At 55.8% G+C, this 18,220-nt stretch carries 15 protein-coding genes; 5 read left to right on the top strand and 10 right to left on the bottom strand.

Translation table 11 applies throughout. From position 1 onward, the window contains the following. Window positions 1-8: 8 nt before the first annotated feature. The 5 genes from AC6IY8_RS00400 to AC6IY8_RS00380 all read right to left on the bottom strand — a co-directional run bounded on the left by AC6IY8_RS00400 (window position 9) and on the right by AC6IY8_RS00380 (window position 7,326). Complete coding sequence (locus AC6IY8_RS00400; protein WP_497776586.1) at window positions 9-914, bottom strand: universal stress protein; 906 nt, start codon at window positions 912-914, stop codon at window positions 9-11. Between the two features lie 55 nt (window positions 915-969). After that, window positions 970-3,303: a glycoside hydrolase family 65 protein gene (locus tag AC6IY8_RS00395; RefSeq protein WP_497776585.1), complete on the bottom strand. Its 2,334-nt coding sequence runs from the start codon at window positions 3,301-3,303 to the stop codon at window positions 970-972. A gap of 174 nt (window positions 3,304-3,477) precedes the next feature. Beyond that, window positions 3,478-4,518, bottom strand: coding sequence for a glycosyltransferase family 4 protein (locus AC6IY8_RS00390; RefSeq protein ID WP_497776584.1), 1,041 nt, complete (start codon window positions 4,516-4,518; stop codon window positions 3,478-3,480). A gap of 66 nt (window positions 4,519-4,584) precedes the next feature. Next, a complete protein-coding gene (locus tag AC6IY8_RS00385; RefSeq protein WP_497776583.1) occupies window positions 4,585-5,142 on the bottom strand; it encodes a hypothetical protein in 558 nt (185 codons plus the stop codon). A 726-nt stretch (window positions 5,143-5,868) separates the two neighbouring features. After that, window positions 5,869-7,326 (bottom strand): sensor histidine kinase, encoded by a 1,458-nt coding sequence (locus AC6IY8_RS00380; protein WP_497776582.1) that lies wholly within the window; start codon window positions 7,324-7,326, stop codon window positions 5,869-5,871. A gap of 70 nt (window positions 7,327-7,396) precedes the next feature. On the opposite strand from AC6IY8_RS00380, the gene AC6IY8_RS00375 reads away from it, so the two are divergent. Together AC6IY8_RS00375 and AC6IY8_RS00370 are read left to right on the top strand one after the other, a co-directional pair. Further along, window positions 7,397-8,518, top strand: a complete 1,122-nt coding sequence (locus AC6IY8_RS00375) for a histidine kinase (RefSeq protein WP_497776581.1) — start codon at window positions 7,397-7,399, stop codon at window positions 8,516-8,518. Next, entirely contained in the window at window positions 8,515-9,237 is a 723-nt protein-coding gene (locus AC6IY8_RS00370; RefSeq protein ID WP_497776580.1) for a response regulator transcription factor, read from the top strand. The genes AC6IY8_RS00375 and AC6IY8_RS00370 overlap by 4 nt, the downstream gene beginning before the upstream one ends. Window positions 9,238-9,406: 169 nt before the next feature. Here AC6IY8_RS00370 and kdpC read toward each other — a convergent pair whose 3' ends face one another. The 5 genes from kdpC to AC6IY8_RS00345 all read right to left on the bottom strand — a co-directional run bounded on the left by kdpC (window position 9,407) and on the right by AC6IY8_RS00345 (window position 14,405). Further along, a complete protein-coding gene (gene kdpC, locus AC6IY8_RS00365) occupies window positions 9,407-9,985 on the bottom strand; it encodes a potassium-transporting ATPase subunit KdpC (RefSeq protein WP_497776579.1) in 579 nt (192 codons plus the stop codon). Window positions 9,986-9,997: 12 nt separating this feature from the next. Further along, window positions 9,998-12,100 carry a potassium-transporting ATPase subunit KdpB gene (gene kdpB / locus AC6IY8_RS00360; protein ID WP_497776577.1) on the bottom strand — a complete coding sequence of 701 codons (2,103 nt, stop codon included), beginning with the start codon at window positions 12,098-12,100 and terminating at the stop codon, window positions 9,998-10,000. Window positions 12,101-12,108: 8 nt separating this feature from the next. Next, a complete protein-coding gene (gene kdpA, locus AC6IY8_RS00355) occupies window positions 12,109-13,905 on the bottom strand; it encodes a potassium-transporting ATPase subunit KdpA (protein ID WP_497776576.1) in 1,797 nt (598 codons plus the stop codon). Between the two features lies 1 nt (window position 13,906). After that, a complete protein-coding gene (gene kdpF / locus AC6IY8_RS00350) occupies window positions 13,907-13,996 on the bottom strand; it encodes a K(+)-transporting ATPase subunit F (protein WP_497776575.1) in 90 nt (29 codons plus the stop codon). Between the two features lie 253 nt (window positions 13,997-14,249). Further along, window positions 14,250-14,405, bottom strand: a complete 156-nt coding sequence (locus tag AC6IY8_RS00345; RefSeq protein ID WP_497776573.1) for a hypothetical protein — start codon at window positions 14,403-14,405, stop codon at window positions 14,250-14,252. A 1,032-nt stretch (window positions 14,406-15,437) separates the two neighbouring features. Between AC6IY8_RS00345 and AC6IY8_RS00340 the strand changes: the two genes are divergently transcribed. The 3 genes from AC6IY8_RS00340 (at window position 15,438) to AC6IY8_RS00330 (ending at window position 18,101) form a co-directional block, all read left to right on the top strand. After that, entirely contained in the window at window positions 15,438-15,869 is a 432-nt protein-coding gene (locus AC6IY8_RS00340) for a DUF4437 domain-containing protein (RefSeq protein WP_497776572.1), read from the top strand. Window positions 15,870-16,012: 143 nt separating this feature from the next. Further along, on the top strand, window positions 16,013-17,062 hold the full coding sequence (locus tag AC6IY8_RS00335; RefSeq protein ID WP_497776571.1) for a DUF4331 family protein: 1,050 nt from the start codon (window positions 16,013-16,015) through the stop codon (window positions 17,060-17,062). 85 nt (window positions 17,063-17,147) lie between these two features. Continuing rightward, window positions 17,148-18,101: an SLAC1 anion channel family protein gene (locus AC6IY8_RS00330; protein WP_497776570.1), complete on the top strand. Its 954-nt coding sequence runs from the start codon at window positions 17,148-17,150 to the stop codon at window positions 18,099-18,101. Window positions 18,102-18,220: the final 119 nt, after the last annotated feature.

The following is an 18,220-nucleotide window of genomic DNA, read 5'->3' as shown; positions in this document are numbered from 1 at the left end:
AATGTCCTTCAGGGGCGATTTTCTACGTTCGCAGTACAGATCAGTAATACCGGGCACGAAGAACGGCGGACGATCGCTTCGACCGCGCCTCCCTTTTGTTTATGCCACTTACCATGCCACGGAAGGATTACGAGGTCAGAATTGTTATCGCGCGCAAACTGAGCGATTTCCGATCCAGGGTGCCCACCTCCTGTGACCAGTAGTTTGAAGGTAATTCCAGCTGTTGTACCACCGAGGGCCATCATGCGCTCTACAAACTCACCTGCCCACGACTGCCACTCATGTTGTGGCTGATCAACATAGCGCGGAGCAGGCAAGCTGCCGGGCTCCTCGGGCTGCTCCGCATTGGGCGCGGCAACATGAAGGATGAGCACCTCGGCACCGCTGAGCTTTGCGACTTCAGCAGCGGGCAGGATGGCAGAGGCTGCGCTGGGCGAACCGTCGTGCGCCAGCAGAACCCGATGCGGACACCACAACTCACGGCTGGCATCCGGCGTCATGAGTAGCAGTCGCGGCGGCGCCGCAGCGAGCAACGCTTCCGACACTGATCCTAACGACGTCTTGTGCGGCCCCATGCTATGTGTGCACATCGCGATTAATGAATTCGGCAACTCCATCGCCATCCGGAGAATTGTCTCTGCAGGAACACCAGTCGCGTAGTCAATTACAGCTCCGCGCAAATCGTTTACATCTAGGCCAAGTTCTTGCAATGTCTGCCTCGGCGTTCCAGGCTCATCCCCGACATAAACAATGTGCAGCGTCGAATCTTGCAGCCGGGCGAGAGTCTTCGCAACCGGAAGGGCCAACTTGGCTGTGGCACTGCTATCCAGCGGCACGATGATATTCTCCACCACCTTGCTGGCGCTTGAGGATTCCCGCACGGCCCCTTGCCAGTCCCGCATTGCTGCTGTCATGACCCACCCCACGTTTCTTCAACTGCAGCTCAGCCGCAATGACGGATGCTCGCGATTATGGCTTCGGCACCTGCCAGTGTTGCCACACTCCATTCGTCCGATGACTTTTGTATTCGCCAGCGATATTTGTCAAAACTCGATTCCCTGCTACTTCGATATCGATCGGTTCACTATCGGTTTCCACCGTCACGCTCAAAAGATTGTTGTCGATCGCCACGGCCAAACTCGCCCCGCGGTACCGCAAGGGAAACGATAGGCGACTCCAATTTGGCAGAGGATGCGGATCGAAAGCCAGCCCGTTCTCTCGAAGGTGAACGCCTCCGAATCCAAACACAATCGCTTGCCACAGGCCACCAATGGCAGCGGCGTGCACGCCTCCGGCGGCATTGCCCATGTTGTTCGCTAAATCTATCTCGGCTGCTTGCTCAAGGTAGTTCGACGCGGTTTCCAGATGACCAAGGCGGGCAGCCATTAGCGAATGCATCGAAGGACTCAAGGAACTACCATGTCCGGTGCGCGGTTCGTAGTAGAGGAAATTTGCTTCGCGAACATCTGCCGGAATTTCATCCCACAACAGAAAGAGAGCCATAACTACGTCCGCCTGCTTGATGACGTTCGTCTGCTGAATGCGCTCATGCCCCAGGATCATGTCCATTGCGGTATTGCGTGGCTCGTATGCCTGGAGGTCAATGGGATCCTTCTGGTAATAACCTCTGAATTGCTCGAATAGCTTTGTTTCGGGGTCGAAAGCGATGAACATGATGTCTGCAAGATGGGACCACGACTGAACCTCTTCACTCGTTACTCCCACCCGCGAAGCAAGTCGCTGCCACCGTTGAGGCCACTGTTCCGAGACAATTCTCGCAACCTGCGCGCCACGACGCAGATTCCACTGCGCCATCAAGTTGGTATAGGCGTTGTCGTCCACGTCTTCATGATGTTCGTCTGGCCCAATTACATGTTTTATGTGGTAGTACCCATCGCTTTCGATCTTCCCGCGCGACGCCCACATGCGAGCTGTCTCAATGAGGATTTCAGCGCCAGCGCTGCTGAAGAACTCATCATCGGCAGTGATCCGCCAGTACTGCCAGACGGCATAGGCGACGTCTGCAGTGATATGAATCTCGATTCTGCCGTTGTGCACCGGAATGATGTTGCCATCGGCCCCGACGGCATAGGGCGGCGTCGTTTCCTCTCCGGTATCAGCCGACTCCCATGGATACATCGCACCGAGATAACCGGCACCACGAGCCTTCTCTCGCGCGGCGGGCAGGGTGTGATAGCGATACATCAGTAAGGACCGGGCGGAGGCCGGATGAGTGAAACAGTAGAAGGGCAGCATGTAGATCTCTGTATCCCAGAAAACGTGCCCTTTGTACGCCTCGCCGGTAAGCGCACGAGCGCCAATAGACACTCGCTCGTCTTCAGGATTGGCGGCGCTGATTAGGTGATATGCCGCGAAGCGCAAAGCCTTTTGCAGGAACTCATCACCTTTCAGTTTTACGTCCGCGGCACGCCACCGATTGGCCCAACTTCGAATGTGGTCGGCAACAGCGTTACGGATTCCCGCGGACATCGCACGATTGGCATGCGAAATAGCATCTTTTGAAGGCCGGGCACTCTCCCGTGATGAATAGACGCAGACGAGGCGGTCGAGGCGGTACTCGACCCCGATCTCAACATCCAGGCTGAAACGTTCGGTAACGCGACGCTCCGTGATGTCGATCTCGCGTCGGCCTGCGTCATGGTCATGAAGACGCAGTTGGCTGATGGCCGCGATTGCAACCGTAATGTCTGTACCAGGTGAACGCAGTGCAAGCGGGAGGATGTTGGGCCGCGTAGCGCTGCGCCGAGTCACCCACTCCTCAGGAATAGGCGACGCATTGACGTTCGGTTCCAGTTCAATGGACGTTTCGAGTTGCACTGAGCCGCTGTAATTCTCTGGCGTGAAAACAATTGAATGCACCAGAAGATGACGATCCGCAAGGGATGCGAGCCGCATACTGGATATGCGGCTCACGCGCCCATCGATATCGCTATGCTCCCACTCACGCCAGAGCAAGGCGCGACGCATGTCCAACATTCGTCGATGTTCGAGTATTTTTCCGTGCGCCAAGCTGAGCGGATGTCCCTCTATCCACGCGCGAACCCCGGTCCAGTCTGGCAGCACTAGCAACCCGGGGATGGCGCCTGGCCGAGTGACTTCGAAGACTCCGGCGACAAAGGTCGCAGGCGCGGAAAGAGGGCTACCCTCGGCCAACGATCCACGATTGCCCACGTAACCATTGGAAATCGCGAACAGCGATTCCACTTCATGCTCACGCGCTAGCGTGAATCCATCTTCGACCAGAACCCATGCAGGGTCGATGATCAACTCAGTAAGAGCCACTCCTCCTCCGTAGTGTTCCCGCTCCTTTGTGCCTTCCATCCTTAGGTGAGATGAATGAGCTGAGAACTCTCTGGAGCTGATGCTGCGAACCGATACCATTCTTGCAACCCTCTACCGTTTCAATGTGCATTTGATTCGATGTCAAGCTCTTGGCAGGGGATAGCACCGAGGTACTTACGCCGCATTGTTTCGAGAGCGTCGAGACTCAAGAGCTCTGGTGTACAGCACACAATAATCGCGGGCCATGCGCTCTTGCGAGAAGTTCTCCTCAACGTAACGACGAATCTCAGCGGGTGGAATTCGGAGATCGCGCACTCGTCGAACTAGACCGTCTATGTTTCGCGATACATAGCCGGACAAACCATCCTTGACGATCTCGGGGACGGATCCAGCTCTGAGCGCCAGCACCGGCGTGCCGCAAGCCATAGCCTCAACCATGACTAGACCAAACGGTTCGTCCCATCTGATAGGAAAGAGCATCGCCATTGAATCTCCCAGAAGTTGGTTCTTCGTAGCGAGATCAGCGATCCCAATATATTCGACGAACTTACCGTCGACGTGCGGCTTCACCTTCGCCTCGAAATAGTCGCGGTACATAGGTTGTATTTCACCAGCGATCTTCAGCGGAATGCCGGATCGCTTCGCAATCTCAATCGCCAGATGTGTGCCTTTTATTGGAGCGATGCGTCCAATGAAGCTGAGGTGCTCCTGCTTTTTCACCTGAAGACGGTACTGCGAAAGATCTATTCCGTGGTGAATTGTGTGGAGCTTCGGCATCTTCTCGCGCTCGCGCTGATCGTTGCTTATGCAAACGTAATCCACCTCAGGGAGTCGGGAGTAAACTGCGCTGAGTTGTTTGTCAGTGGGATGGTGCAGCGTATATAAGCACGGCAGCGGACTCAGACGGGTGCAGGCCAACCCGGCTGCAGTATTGAGGTGGATGACGTCGCAGTATCCGGCGGCATCCCTCAACGCCCACGCAGTGTGCTCGACGTCCTTCACCTGGGCGTAATCGTCACCCTTCAAGGGCCACTGCGATTCGCGAAACAGCCATCGCTTCTCCACATTCACTGTTGCCTCGCCGTTCGTGTAAACAGTGACATTCACGCCTATATTCTGTAAGCCACGCGCGAGATGAGCGATGAACAGCTCGGTGCCGCCATATTCGACCGGAGGTACGGGAATGAAAGGTGGAGCAACCAGGCCTACTCGCAAAGGACCCTCTCAATGGGCGGTTTATATGATTGACCGCCGCTATTCTTGTTCTTGAAGCGAAAGACTTCACGAGGGCCGCGTACGCCCGATACGCCGCTGGTTACGGAAGCCTAGAGCTCCACCAAACCACAGTCCATACTGGCTCGCCATCGCCTTCGAATGAAAATGCGTTAAATGTGATATTGGTTGTGCGACAGGGCCTAGATGTTTTGGAGAGAGAGTCAACGCGTAATATTTTCCTAAAGCGCGGAAAACAGCCACTTTTTGACGCGGTTGATCGCAGAGGACGCAGCAAAGAAGAAACCCATTTCGGAGAGAAGTTTGGAATCCGTTATTATGGGTACTCACCTGTAAATCGCTGCTTGAAACGTGATGCTTCAAAATTGAGATCGAGCGAAGAGCCTTGTCGAATTCGGCGGCATAGTTAGAATACGATTCTCTGGGTGATTGGCCGAAGAAAGCATAGTGTTGATCGCCCACTGTGAACACCTCAATAAAGCCGTACCACTCCACTCCCCGAGCTTCTGCATTGTAAGCAATCCGTTTTCCCTCGATTCCGTCACGCACAACGCTCGCGATTGAGAGACGGCGATAGTCCACAAGCCTCTTCAGACTGTCTTCCATGCTGCTCAAGAAAGTGTCAGCCTTCAATTCAAGATATCTGCGGGATATTGTGAGTGTCGCCATGGTGCCCGACTTAGAAAACACCACTGCATCAAGCCCCTGCTGAATGGAATGCTCCTCGTTCGTCTGGCTCCGCCCAACGGGGATAACGAACCGTATTCCGAGACCGCTTGAGCTGTATATATTCAGGTCTGCCGAAGTCTGAACCATCGGCATGGTTAGTTGGCAATGCGGAGTGCGTATAGAGCACGTTGCACGGTCCAATTCAGGCCAGGTTGACGTCCGGACAATGGATCTCATAGCACCGAAAGTTCCTGTGGCACCAGACACACTCCTGCGTTACCCGCTTCACGAAAGAAGTTTCCAAACCGGCTTTGAACACTGGGAACCTTGATCCCTAAACTTTGTCAACGGTCATGACAAAGTTGGGCGCGGGATCCTACCGCACTCCCCGACGGCTCTGTTGACAAACAAGAGTTACTTTGCGGCGGCAGTTCCCTGCTCTCGTGACCCGCGGTTTGCCTCGATGCCGATGAATCACAATGATTGAGACAAGCAGGATAAAAAGGTGAAGGGCTTCAATGAAGGGATCCCCGTTATGGAGGTGAGTGCGGATAGCCCCGAGCATGAGAATGCTGTGAGAACTTGGAGCGCCTTACGGTGCCCCACATTGTCCGTCACCGCTGACGAGTTTGCACCACTCCTGCGAACACCGTGGCAAGTTGCCTAGTGCATTCCAGCGGTGACGCCCTCGGTTGCCGCTGGTAACGAGAAGTGGAACACGGAACCATGCCCGAGTTGACTGGTCAAGCCCACCCTTCCGCTGTGTGCCTCAACGATCGCTTTGACGATGGCAAGTCCCATGCCGGTTCCATGCACAGTTGAGCGCTGTCCCCTGCCCCGATAGAACTTCTCGAAGATCAAGCTCTGCTCAAATTCATCAATGCCAGGGCCGTGGTCGGCGACACTGGTCGTGACGTCCCGACCATCGAGTTCCGCAGTGATATAGATTGGAGTCCCTGCGGATGCGTACTTACCTGCGTTGTCGAGAAAATGGGCGACCACTTCCGCGATTCTTTTCAGATCCATGCGGATCATTGGAAGCCCCTCGGGTATAGAAACGTGGATGGGATGCAACTTCGACACGTGTGGTGACTGTTCGACCGCGCTCTCGATGGCGTCGCGGATGTCGTGTGGCTCCATCTCCAACTCGACTTGCTGCGCGTCGAACTGGGCCATCTCCGCCGCCTCGCCAACTAACCGATTCAGGCGTTCCCCGTCTTCATTGATAATCTCCAGCAGTTCTCTCCTCGCCGATTCATCCAATTTGTCATCCCACAACAGAGCCTTTGCCGACGCAAGCAATGAGGTGAGTGGGGTCCGGAACTCGTGGGTGATGGAGTCGAGCAGGACGCTTCTCAACTTCTCGTTTTCGCGGGCGGCTTCCGCGTGGCTCAGTTGCTCAATAGCATCGGCACGCTCGACCGCGATCGCGACGAGACTGCCGATTGCGTCCAGAGTTTCAGGAGACAGCGTGCCATCGAGCACTCCCAACGCTCCCACGGAGCGGATTCCAATCCGGAGTGGAACCAGGCTGACCATTTTGTGTTCATCGAGCCTCGGCTCGTTGCGAGCGGCCGTCGCGCGGAGCGATTCGCTGCTGATCCTAGTTTGTGCTCCGAGATCCGAGTAATACGCGCGATTGCTCTTGCTGAGCAATATCCCGGCCGAAGTCACGGCGAAGGCGTCGACAATCTGTCGCGGTATCCCGTTCAATAATTCGAGGATGTTATTGGTTGCCAGCAATTGCTGGCTGAGGGAGTAGAGTTGCTCAACGTCACGACGACGCTGATCCGCCTTGAGTGCCTCTTCGCGCGCACGATTGGATAAATGGCTTGCGATAACCCCGGTGATCAGAAATGCGACGAGCGCCACCCAGTTCTGCGGGTCTGAGATCGTGAAGGTTCCAACTGGGGGAAGAAAGAAGAAGTTGTAGATCACCGCCGCAAAGAAGGCCATGAACACGGAGCACGCCAGCTCCCACATGGTCGCTACCACCAACACGGACAACAGAAGAGTAAAGCCAACCGTGGTTGGATTTACATGTATCAACTGTAGGTAGAGTAGGGCAATCGCGGCAACGATGAGTGCAGCGCTTGCGAAATGACCTATCTGGACACGCACCGAATTATTCACTCGCGAGATTGTATCCGATTCGACAATGCCCGAAGGCTTGAACGAGAATATCCTCGCAATGATGAAGACTCCCGAACAATGGCTCGAAGAGACTGCGCCCCTCAAAACAGCCGGAACGCTGAAGCTGTTTCTGGGATATGCTCCCGGTGTGGGAAAGACCTACAACATGCTGAGTGAGGGTATCCGTCGCCACAGCCGCGGAGAGGAAGTTGTCGTTGGCATAGTTGAAACCCATGGCCGGGCAGGAGTCGCTGAACTCGCGGCGCGTTTGGAAACCGTCCCGCGCAAACCGCTCACCTACAAAGGCACCGTCTTCGAGGAGATGGACGTTGATGCCATCCTGGCACGTCATCCTGCCGTGGTCCTAGTCGACGAACTCGCGCACACCAACATTGGCGGGAGTCGGAATGAAAAGCGCTATCAGGATGTGATGGAGTTGCTCGCCGCCAACATTGACGTAATCTCGACAATGAACGTCCAACACATTGAGAGCCTCAGTCCAGTGGTACAGCGCATCACGGGGGTGGTCGTCCGCGAAACGGTTCCTGACCTCGTCATGCAACGGGTCAACGAGATCGTACTGGCTGACCTCACACCGGAAGCTCTACGCAGTCGAATGCGTCGCGGCGACATCTATCCCGTGGAGCGAGCCGAGCGTGCTCTAATTAATTTCTTCCGACCGGGTAACCTGATTGCGCTTAGAGAGCTTGCGGTGCGACAGGTGGGAAGCGTTGTCGACCGGAGCTTGGAAGCCTATCTCGAAAAGGAGCACATTGAGCAACGCACTCCCATTGCCGAGCGCATTGCCGTCGGCGTTAGTTCCAATCCCGCAGCTCAGTACTTGATTGCGCGGGGAGCGCGTATGGCCGAGAGCATCAAGGCGGATTTTTTTGTGATCTATATTGATGTTGGAGCAGACGAAACTCCTGAGAACCGGCGATCTCTTGCTGAGAACATCCGATTTGCAGAAAACCTGGGAGCCAACATCGTTCGCGTGAAGGGCAAGAACATTGCAGAGGAGATGGCAAGAATCGTCCGGGAGAAACATGTCACTCAGGTCATCTTGGGCCGCTCTGCCCTAAAAGGTTGGAGGAAGTATTTGTACCTTTCTGCCATTCACAAATTTCTGCGCGATGCGCCGGCTGTAGATGTGCACATCGTGACCCAGGAGGCGAGATGACGAAAGTTTCCTCCGAGGGCCAGCAACGGCGGATCATGGTGGTCGACGACGAAGCCCAGATTACCCGTGTGCTTCGCACAACCTTGTCCAGTCACGGATATGGCATTCACACCGCAAGCGACGGGGATGAAGCGCTGGAGATCATGCGCGAGTGGGTCCCTGATCTGATCATCACCGACTTGGCGATGCCCAACATGGGCGGCACCGAGCTGTGCCGTCGCATTAGGGCCAAATCGACGATTCCAATTATTGTCCTTTCGGTACGAGGAGAGGAGAAATCGAAGATCGAGGCCCTCGATGCCGGAGCGGACGATTACGTCACCAAACCATTCGCCCCCAACGAACTGCTGGCTCGAGTGCGAGCCATCCTCCGGCGCGCCGGCATGCCTCCTGTATCAAGAGAGGTCAAGAAGATCGAGATCGGCGACTTCGCGATTGACTTGGAAGCCCGGCGCGTAACGGTTCGCGAGCGCGAGGTACACCTCAGTCCAAAAGAGTTCGACCTACTGAATTATTGTGCCTTGCACCCGAACAAGGTCATCACTCATCGCGCTTTACTCGCTGCCGTGTGGGCCGACACCCCAACCGCTCAAACCGACCATCTGCGAGTCTTCGTCAATCATCTTAGAAAGAAGTTGGAGCCGGAGGACGGTTCTGTTCGCTACATTGTGACAGAGCCATGGGTGGGGTACCGCTTCGAACCCGGTGAAGATCGCTAGCAACGTCTCATCAGTGCACATGGCGCAAGAGTCACACGTATGTTCAGTGGTTGCTGGAACCCGAACTGGCCTCCTGCTCGATGTGCTGCGGCGGCGAAATTGCGGCTGAAAGAACGCCCACACATTGGCGCCGCCGCCGTCGGTCTTAATCACTGCTTATCTTGCTTTCTTACCGCGATAGCGGCTGGACTCGACCTAATTCCAAGTTGAGTTCAAGTACGTTGATCCGCGGCTCACCGAGGATTCCGAATTGCCTCCCTTCTGTGTGGCGTTGGACGAGAGTACGAATGTCAGCTTCCGACGTGTGCCGAGCACGCGCGATGCGTGGGATCTGGAATTCTGCATTGGCTGGACTGATATGGGGGTCGAGTCCCGATGCCGAGGTCGTAACCATATCAATCGGCACAGGTCGGTTCGGATTTTCCAATTCAGCAGTTGCAACGTCCTGCCTTACGCGATCAATTAGTTTTTGGTTGGCAGGACCGTAGTTCGTGCCGCCGGAATTTGCGGCGTCGTAACCGTTCATGCCCGCTGCGGATGGGCGTGGATGGAAGTAGCCGGCTCCGCTAAAGGGCTGTGCAAGGATCCGTGAACCGATCACCTTGCCGCCGCGTGAGATCAATTGGCCGTTAGCCTTGTCTTGGAAAATTGTTTGTGCCAGCACGGTGACAACCAACGGGTAAATGAGGCCAAGGATCACCGTGGTAACAACTGTCATCAGGAACGCGATGATGAGATTTTTCTTCATGTGCCCTCTCCGCTAAGCCAGGCCAATGCTGGTGATCAGCATGTCGATCAACTTGATCCCGATGAATGGCACGACGATTCCACCGACCCCGTAGACCATCAGATTGCGCCGCAGAATGGCGGCTGCCCCCATCGGACGATACTTGATCCCGCGCAGCGCCAACGGGATGAGCACGACGATGATCAGAGCGTTGAAAATCACTGCCGATAGAATTGCCGATTCGGGCGTCTTCAACCGCATGATGTTCAACGCATTCAACACAGGAAACGTCGCGGCAAACATCGCTGGAATGATGGCGAAGTACTTGGCCACATCGTTGGCAATGGAGAACGTTGTCAGAGCACCGCGCGTCATCAGCAACTGCTTTCCGATCTCGACGACTTCAATCAGCTTGGTCGGGTTCGAATCGAGGTCGACCATGTTGCCGGCCTCTTTGGCCGCCTGCGTGCCGGTGTTCATGGCAACACCGACATCGGCCTGAGCCAGTGCAGGCGCGTCGTTAGTGCCGTCTCCGGTCATCGCCACGAGCTTTCCGTCGGCCTGCTCGCGGCGAATCAGGTCCATCTTGTCTTTCGGCGTCGCCTGAGCGAGAAAATCATCAACTCCTGCTTCGCGGGCGATTGCCGCAGCCGTAAGCGGATTGTCGCCAGTGATCATGATGGTCTTGATGCCCATTGCACGAAGTTGCGCGAACCGATCTCGGATGCCACCTTTGACGATGTCCTTCAACTCGATCACACCGAGCGCGCCACGGGTACGTTCGGCTACCACCAGGGGAGTGCCGCCGGCGTGTGCGATCGCCGCGACATCATGTTGGACCGCCTCCGGGAAAGCGTGCCCGTTGCTTTTGAGGTAGCTGGCGATGGCGTCTGCAGCGCCTTTCCGAATCTGAAAACCGTTAAGGTTCATGCCAGACATACGGGTCTGGGCACTGAACGGCACAAACACAACTTCATGCACAGCGAGATCACGCCCTCGCAAGCCGTATTTCTCCTTGGCAAGTATGACGATCGAACGACCTTCGGGAGTTTCGTCGGCCAAAGATGAAAGTTGGGCAGCGTTCGCCATCTCCTCCTCGCTCACTCCAGGAGCCGGGAAGAATGTCGTGGCCTGACGATTGCCGACAGTGATCGTGCCGGTTTTGTCGAGCAACAAAGTGTTCACATCCCCCGCCGCTTCCACGGCACGCCCTGACATGGCGAGCACGTTGTGCTGAATAAGACGGTCCATTCCTGCGATGCCGATCGCCGAGAGTAGTCCTCCAATGGTGGTCGGGATCAAGCACACCAGCAACGAAACCAGGACGAAAACCGTCTGCGGCGCTCCCGCGTACATTGCGAATGGCTGCAACGTCACTACGGCCAGCAGGAAGATGATTGTGAGCCCCGCGAGAAGAATGTTTAGCGCAATCTCGTTTGGAGTCTTCTGCCGCTCAGCTCCTTCTACGAGGGCAATCATGCGATCGAGGAAAGTTTCGCCGGGGTTGGAGGTAATTCGGACCCTGATCTGATCCGAGAGAACACGGGTACCGCCCGTGACCGCCGACCGGTCGCCGCCCGATTCCCGAATGACGGGAGCCGACTCGCCAGTGATTGCCGATTCATCGACCGACGCAATGCCTTCGACGACTTCACCATCACCGGGGATGAATTCACCGGCATTCACGAGCACTAAATCGCCCGTCTTCAGCTTGGAGCCTGCCACCGTCTCAACTCGTCCATCGGGAAGCAGACGACTGGCCATGGTTTCGGCGCGCGCTCTCCGTAGGGAGTCCGCCTGAGCCTTACCGCGCCCCTCCGCCATCGCTTCCGCAAAATTCGCGAACATCACGGTGAACCAGAGCCACAACGTGATCTGCAGATTGAACGCGAATCCCGCTCCTCCGTTGCAAAGCAGTATCGTCGTAATCACGCTGCCGATCTCCACGACGAACATCACCGGGTTCTTCAGCATGTGACGAGGATTCAGCTTGAGGATCGACTCAAGCATGGCACGGCGAACGATGGACCACTCCCAAACTGCTTTCGATTTGTCGCGCCCGAATGGAATATCCGGTTTCGGAGCCTTGTCGCTGACCAACGTTGCGGGACGTGTATTTCTCAGTGTCGTTGCCATCGAATACCTCAGAATGTCTTACCCGCTCCCATCAGCAGGTGTTCCAGAATTGGCCCCAGGCTCAAGGCCGGGAAGAACGTTAGCGCGCCGACGATGACAATTACTCCGATCAGCAATGCCGTGAACAGCGGTGTCGTTACCGGGAAGGTGCCAAGGGAAGCAGGTACGTACTTTTTCTGTGCGAGGTTTCCGGCAATGGCCAACATCGGGATGATCATCAGAAACCGCCCCGCCAGCATCGTGATGCCGAGGGTTGTGTTGTACCAGGCAGTGTTTGCGCCCAGACCACCAAAAGCTGAGCCATTGTTTGCCGCGCCCGAGGAGAATGCATACAGCACCTCGGTAAAGCCGTGCGGCCCGGCATTGGCGATGCTGGAAGTACCAAACCCGTGCAGGACCGAGATTGCCGTAAAGGTCAGGATTAGGAGCGGAAAGATCAGAGCCACGAGCATTGCCATCTTTACGTCGTAAGCTTCGATCTTCTTGCCCAGATACTCCGGTGTGCGACCAACCATCAGTCCCGCGATAAAGACCGCCAACACAATATAGATCAGGATCCCGTACATGCCGGCGCCAACACCACCGAAGATCACCTCGCTCAACATGATGTTGACAAGTGGAACCATTCCGCCGAGCGGCGTAAACGATTCGTGCCAGGAGTTGATCGCACCGCAACTCGCATCGGTTGTTACAGTCGCGAAGAGCGCCGAGTTCGCGATTCCGAAGCGAACCTCTTTGCCTTCCATGTTTCCGCCCGGCTGAAGCACAGTTGCTTGCTGACTGACACCGAGCAGCGGGTTGCCGCGTGCCTCTGCCCAGTACGCGGTTGTCACACCTGCGAGGAACAATACGACCATTGCCGTCCAAACAGCCCAGCCGTGCCGCGGAGAACCGGTCATGCGGCCCAGCGTGTAGGTCAGTCCAGCAGAAACGGCGAAAATCGAGAACAATTCAATGAGATTCGAGAGAGGCGTAGGATTTTCAAACGGGTGCGAACTGTTCGCGTTGAAGAAGCCTCCGCCGTTCGTGCCCCACTCCTTGATGATCTCCTGCGAAGCGACCGGTCCTTGCGCGATGGTCTGTTGCGTCACCGTCTCCACCGCCTGCTTACCGTCGGAATCGAGGACAGGCTTTCCGCTACTATCCACCTTCGGGATTTGCTGAGGCTCGATGAGCTTGGCCTTGTCGTATGGGCGTAGATTCTGAACGACACCTTGTGACACAAGCAGCAGAGCGCCAATGATAGCTGCCGGCAACAGCACCCATAGATTCGCTCGAGTGAAGTCTACCCAGAAGTTGCCGATTCCTTTGCTCTGACGGCGTGCAATGCCGCGGATGAACGCGATGGCAAGCGCGATGCCGGTCGCAGCCGATGCGAAGTTGTGATAGGCAAGCCCCGCCATCTGGGTGAAGTAACTCATTGTTGTCTCGCCCGAGTACGCCTGCCAGTTTGTGTTCGTCGTGAACGAAGCAGCCGTGTTGAAGGCGAGATGAGCGGGACTTACTGCCCCGAAATTCTGGGGATTGAAAGGCAGATCCCCCTGCACACGCTGCATGAGATACAACACCAGCATGGAGACGATGCTGAACAGGAGCATCGCACCGGCATACTCCGTCCATCGCATATCATGGTCTTCATCCACTCCCGTGAGTCGATAGATCAGTCGCTCCAAGGGACGGAGAACCGGATCAAGGGATGTACGCTCGCGGCTGAACACGCGAGCCATGAAGACGCCTAGCGGCTTGGTCACGGCAAGAATCAGCAGCAAGAACAGCGCGATTTGAAGCCAGCCATTCGCGGTCATTTCAGAATTTCTCCGGACGCAGCAAGGCGTAAAACAGGTAGCCTATGGTCAGTACAGTTACAGCCAGCATGATGAAGGATTCGGAATTCATACGTTCCTCACTGCAAGTGATCACAGAAATGGACATAGCCAAAAGACAGGACGAAGAACAGTAAGGTAACTCCGATATAAATAGCGTCCATAGCATCACCTTCTAGACGGCGTCCAATCTCGCCACTCAATTACATTTGATAAAGAACGGACTTAAGCCCGCCTAAACGAATCATAAAAAGTCCGTTAACGTCGCACGCCATGAGCTAAGCAATACGAAGGACTTTTGTACACCCAGCAGTTGTGGCGTTGATTCATCGGTGCTTACTGTCGGTTGCGCAAACGTCAACGGTGGTGACGATTACGCCGGACGTTTTGCGTCCGCATTCACGGCATAGGGCGATCAGGAACACCAGCAGGAATGTGACGCCGGAGCCACAGATCATCAGAAACAGAGTACGTGCCGTCATAACGACCCTCCTCGAAGCTGCCGACGCGAACCTCGTGTCGCGCTCCGTCACACCCGATTAGAGAATCAAGCGCCTTGAGATCGTCGTAACGGTTCGTAAAAGGTCCATTAACGAGCGGAATGTCCCGTCCACGCGCCGTTCACCTTACTTGTCGTCGGCGCTTTTGTTCAGAGGATAAAATGCAATGGCGGAAGGCACGGGGGACTAACGCCCGTAACCCGAGCTCGCAGGCAGGGCGAACCGCAAGGATTCGACGTTCGATTCACTTTTTGTCCGACATGGCACGACGCCACGCCTTGCGCCACTTGTCATCCCACTTCACGGCAACATTCTCCCGGTGGCCAAGCAATAACGAGCAAGGTCTATGTAGTTCACCAAACGACCTGCCGGTGCGAGTTTCTTGTGCGAATTTATTGAAAGACGTGCAGCACTTTCATACTGCGGGTCTGCACCGACTGGTCATATTCAAGTTCAGCTCCGGATAGCAAAGCGGGCACTCGGAACCACACCCGTGGGCACATTTTTTCTGGCTATGGCAATGTTTGCCCTGGGTCTTATTCGCTAGGTCCCGACTCAGACGATGGCGAGGATACCTACGGCAACAACATCGAGCACGGCAGCGAGGAGCATTCCCAGTACGCTTCTCGCGAGAGAGTGCCTACATCTTAAGAAAAGAGGACTCCGTGATGACGGTCGACGAAGTAGAAAGATAGCTTGCATTTCCCCCAAAGAGACAAATTACCAAGGAGACAATTCCTATGAAACCGACATTGCACAGCCATTCCGCATTTTGGGTCAAGTTTCGGCTGAGCAGGAATCCGCCGAGGCTTACGTCGAAACGAGTGACAGTTAAGATGTGCGGTACTGCCAAAACCCGAAATGAAATGTTGGGATGTAAAAGCTGAATCTGTACCGAACGTTCGGTAATCTATCCACAACAGATAGGCGTGGGAGCCGAATAGAGCTGCTAGGGCCGATAAGCGCCGGCGAACCTCCGCCGATCTCAAAATAGCAGTCACCAGGAGGAGCAAAATGAGTAAGCCAGAATCGACGTCAGTATCCCCAAACAAGCAGATTATGCACGAGAGTTCCTCCGTCAGCACTCCAGCCAGCGAAATCAAGTTCATTGACACGGGCGTGAAAACCGAGAAGGGTGAGCTACGCGCGGGTGCCGCCTATGGCGATTTTCAGAATGGCCGCCATGGAACGTTCGTACGTATGCCGGCAGGATTCAAGAGCCTAGTACACACCCACACTGAGGACTACTTCGCCGTCGTTGTTGAAGGAGTTGGGTCGAACCACCCTGTCGATGGTGAAGCAGTACCGCTGCCAACTGGGTCGTACTGGTATCAACGTGGTGAAGAAGCGCACGTCACTGAGTGTCTTTCAGAGACAGATTGTCTCTTCTTCATTGTTCAGCCTGGAAAATTTGATTACCTCATTGAGGACGACGACAAGAAGTAAAGCCGTGTCCCCAACCGACGAGATAATCCTTCCTCCAGTCAAGTTAATGCTCGTCTACACCAGAGAAGCGCGCACCGACGATGAGTAGAAGGTACGCTGTCCAACGTGCCTGACGTACATCTTTTAATCAAGGAGTAGATCACATGTCGCACCACTATTCAGGACCCCAGCTCGGCTTTCCTTGCGGTGACCCCCGACTCGATTTCTGCGATCTCTACGCGTTCACCAAGCCGGACGACCCCAGCAAGTCGATCCTGGTCATCAACGTGCACCCGTCATCCAGCGTGAGCGTGGATCGCTCGCCCAACGCAGCCCCAACCGAACTCACGACTTCGGTCCCCTTTGCATCCGACGCGATTTACGAGTTGAAGATCGACACCAATGGAGACAACGTGGAGGATGTGACTTACCGCGTGGTTTTCTCGCCCTTCACCTCAGAAGGCCAGACAGCAACCCTTCGCCTAATCGAGGGGCCACTCGCCAAAATTTCGGACGACGAAGGGGTGTTGATTGAGGGGGCCGTGGTCTCTCTGGATACCAAGCCATCGGTCTCGGAAGGCACAGGCCATCGCCTCTTCGTCGGCTGGAGGAGCGATCCATTTTTCTTCGACCCTCCCAGCGCCTTCAACGGGTTCGACTTCAGCGCTAGCAAGGATTTCTTCGCTGACAAGGACGTGTGCAGCATCGTTCTAGAAATTCCAAATTCTGTTCTTGGCTCCGGCAAGGTCGCTCTCTGGGCACGGACGGCATATAAAGCGAGCGGCAGCTGGGTGCAGGCGGATCGAGGCGCCTTAGCGGCCCAATCCGTGTTTCTGACGAACGATCAAAGGGATGCCTACTTGATAAGCGAGCCTGTTGACGACGCCAGTTTCATCCCTGTCTTTGCGCACTCGTTGGAGCACCTCGGCGGCTATGGACACGAAGAGGCGAAGCGGATTGCCACAACCTTGCTGCCGGACGTTATGCGCTTCGATCCCACCCAGGCGGCTTCACATCCTCGCAATGGGCGCACGCTCACTGACGACATTATGAGTCCATTCCTGGCGATCATCACCAATGGAAAGGTTACGACGCACGGGCTGGCGCATCACGAAGATCTGCTCGTCGAATTTCCGTATCTTGGGCCGCCTCATACTGCTTTCGCGGCACGCCCGAATCAACCGGCCCTCAGCCACAGCAAACACAATGAATAACGAGTCCTCCACTGCTAACGCTTTGACCACACCTTCTCCAGCCGCGTTGAGCGAGACGCTCGCTCTCGTTGCGCCAGGACGTCCTATGCTCGACTATCTGCCAGTCGGCATGTTCGGCTCTGTGATGGGTGTGACGGGTCTGTCTGTGGCCTGGCGGCTGGCACACGTGCGTTATGGGGCTCCAGAGGGGATCGCGCTCGCGCTCGCCGCTGTAGCCCTGGTCGCCTTCGTTCTGATGGTGGCAGGCTATAGCATTAAGCTAGTGACCGCGTTCGGCGCCGTCAGGCAAGAGTTTCACCATGCTATAGCCGGCAACCTGTTCGGCACGATCCTGATCAGCATTCTGCAGTTGCCCATCGTGCTGGCGCCCTTTGCGCTTCCCGTCGCTCGAATCATGTGGGGCGTCGGCGCTGCTGGTATGGTTTCTTTTGCCTGGCTCATCGTCAGCCGCTGGATGACAGACCGGCAGCAGGTAACCTATGCCACGCCCGCTTGGATCATACCCGTCGTAGGATTGCTGAACGTGCCGCTTGCGTTACCTGCTCTCGGTCTCCCACCCATGCACGGATTGATGGTTGCCGCGCTCGCGATCGGCCTGTTCTTTGCCGTGCCGCTCTTTACCCTAATTTTCTCGCGCTTGCTTTTTGAGCCGCCATTGCCGGATGCGCTTAAACCGTCGTTGCTGATCCTTGTTGCACCCTTTGCAGTGGGATATTCCACTTACACCGTCACGGCTGGGCAGACCGACCTTTTCGCGGACGCGCTGTACGCGTTGACCCTGTTCGTACTCGCCGTGTTGCTTGGTCAATTACGTAATCTTCCGCGTTGCTGTCCATTCCGTGTCGCATGGTGGGCGTTGAGCTTTCCGCTCGCGGCGTGCAGTGTTACCGCTCTTCGCTTTGCCGCGGCCAGACCCGGCATCATCACGGACACAATCGCCATTATCCTGCTCGCTTTGTCGACGTTGATCATTGCGGCGCTGCTCGTTCGGACCTTGTTCGGAATAGGCAAAGGAGAACTGCGGACCCTGAGCACCTGACGCAAACTCAATTTCGACGATCTAGTGGATCCTAAGCTACACCGCGGGACCGGGCAGCTGGTATTGACCTCCTTGCGCTGTATGTCAGAGTGCAGCGGCCACTTACCGATGGGTTCTTA

It is taken from the genome of Koromonas soli, assembly GCF_059726265.1.
The sequence above is the reverse complement of the archived record's forward strand: the minus strand, read 5'-3'. Positions and strand labels throughout refer to the sequence as shown.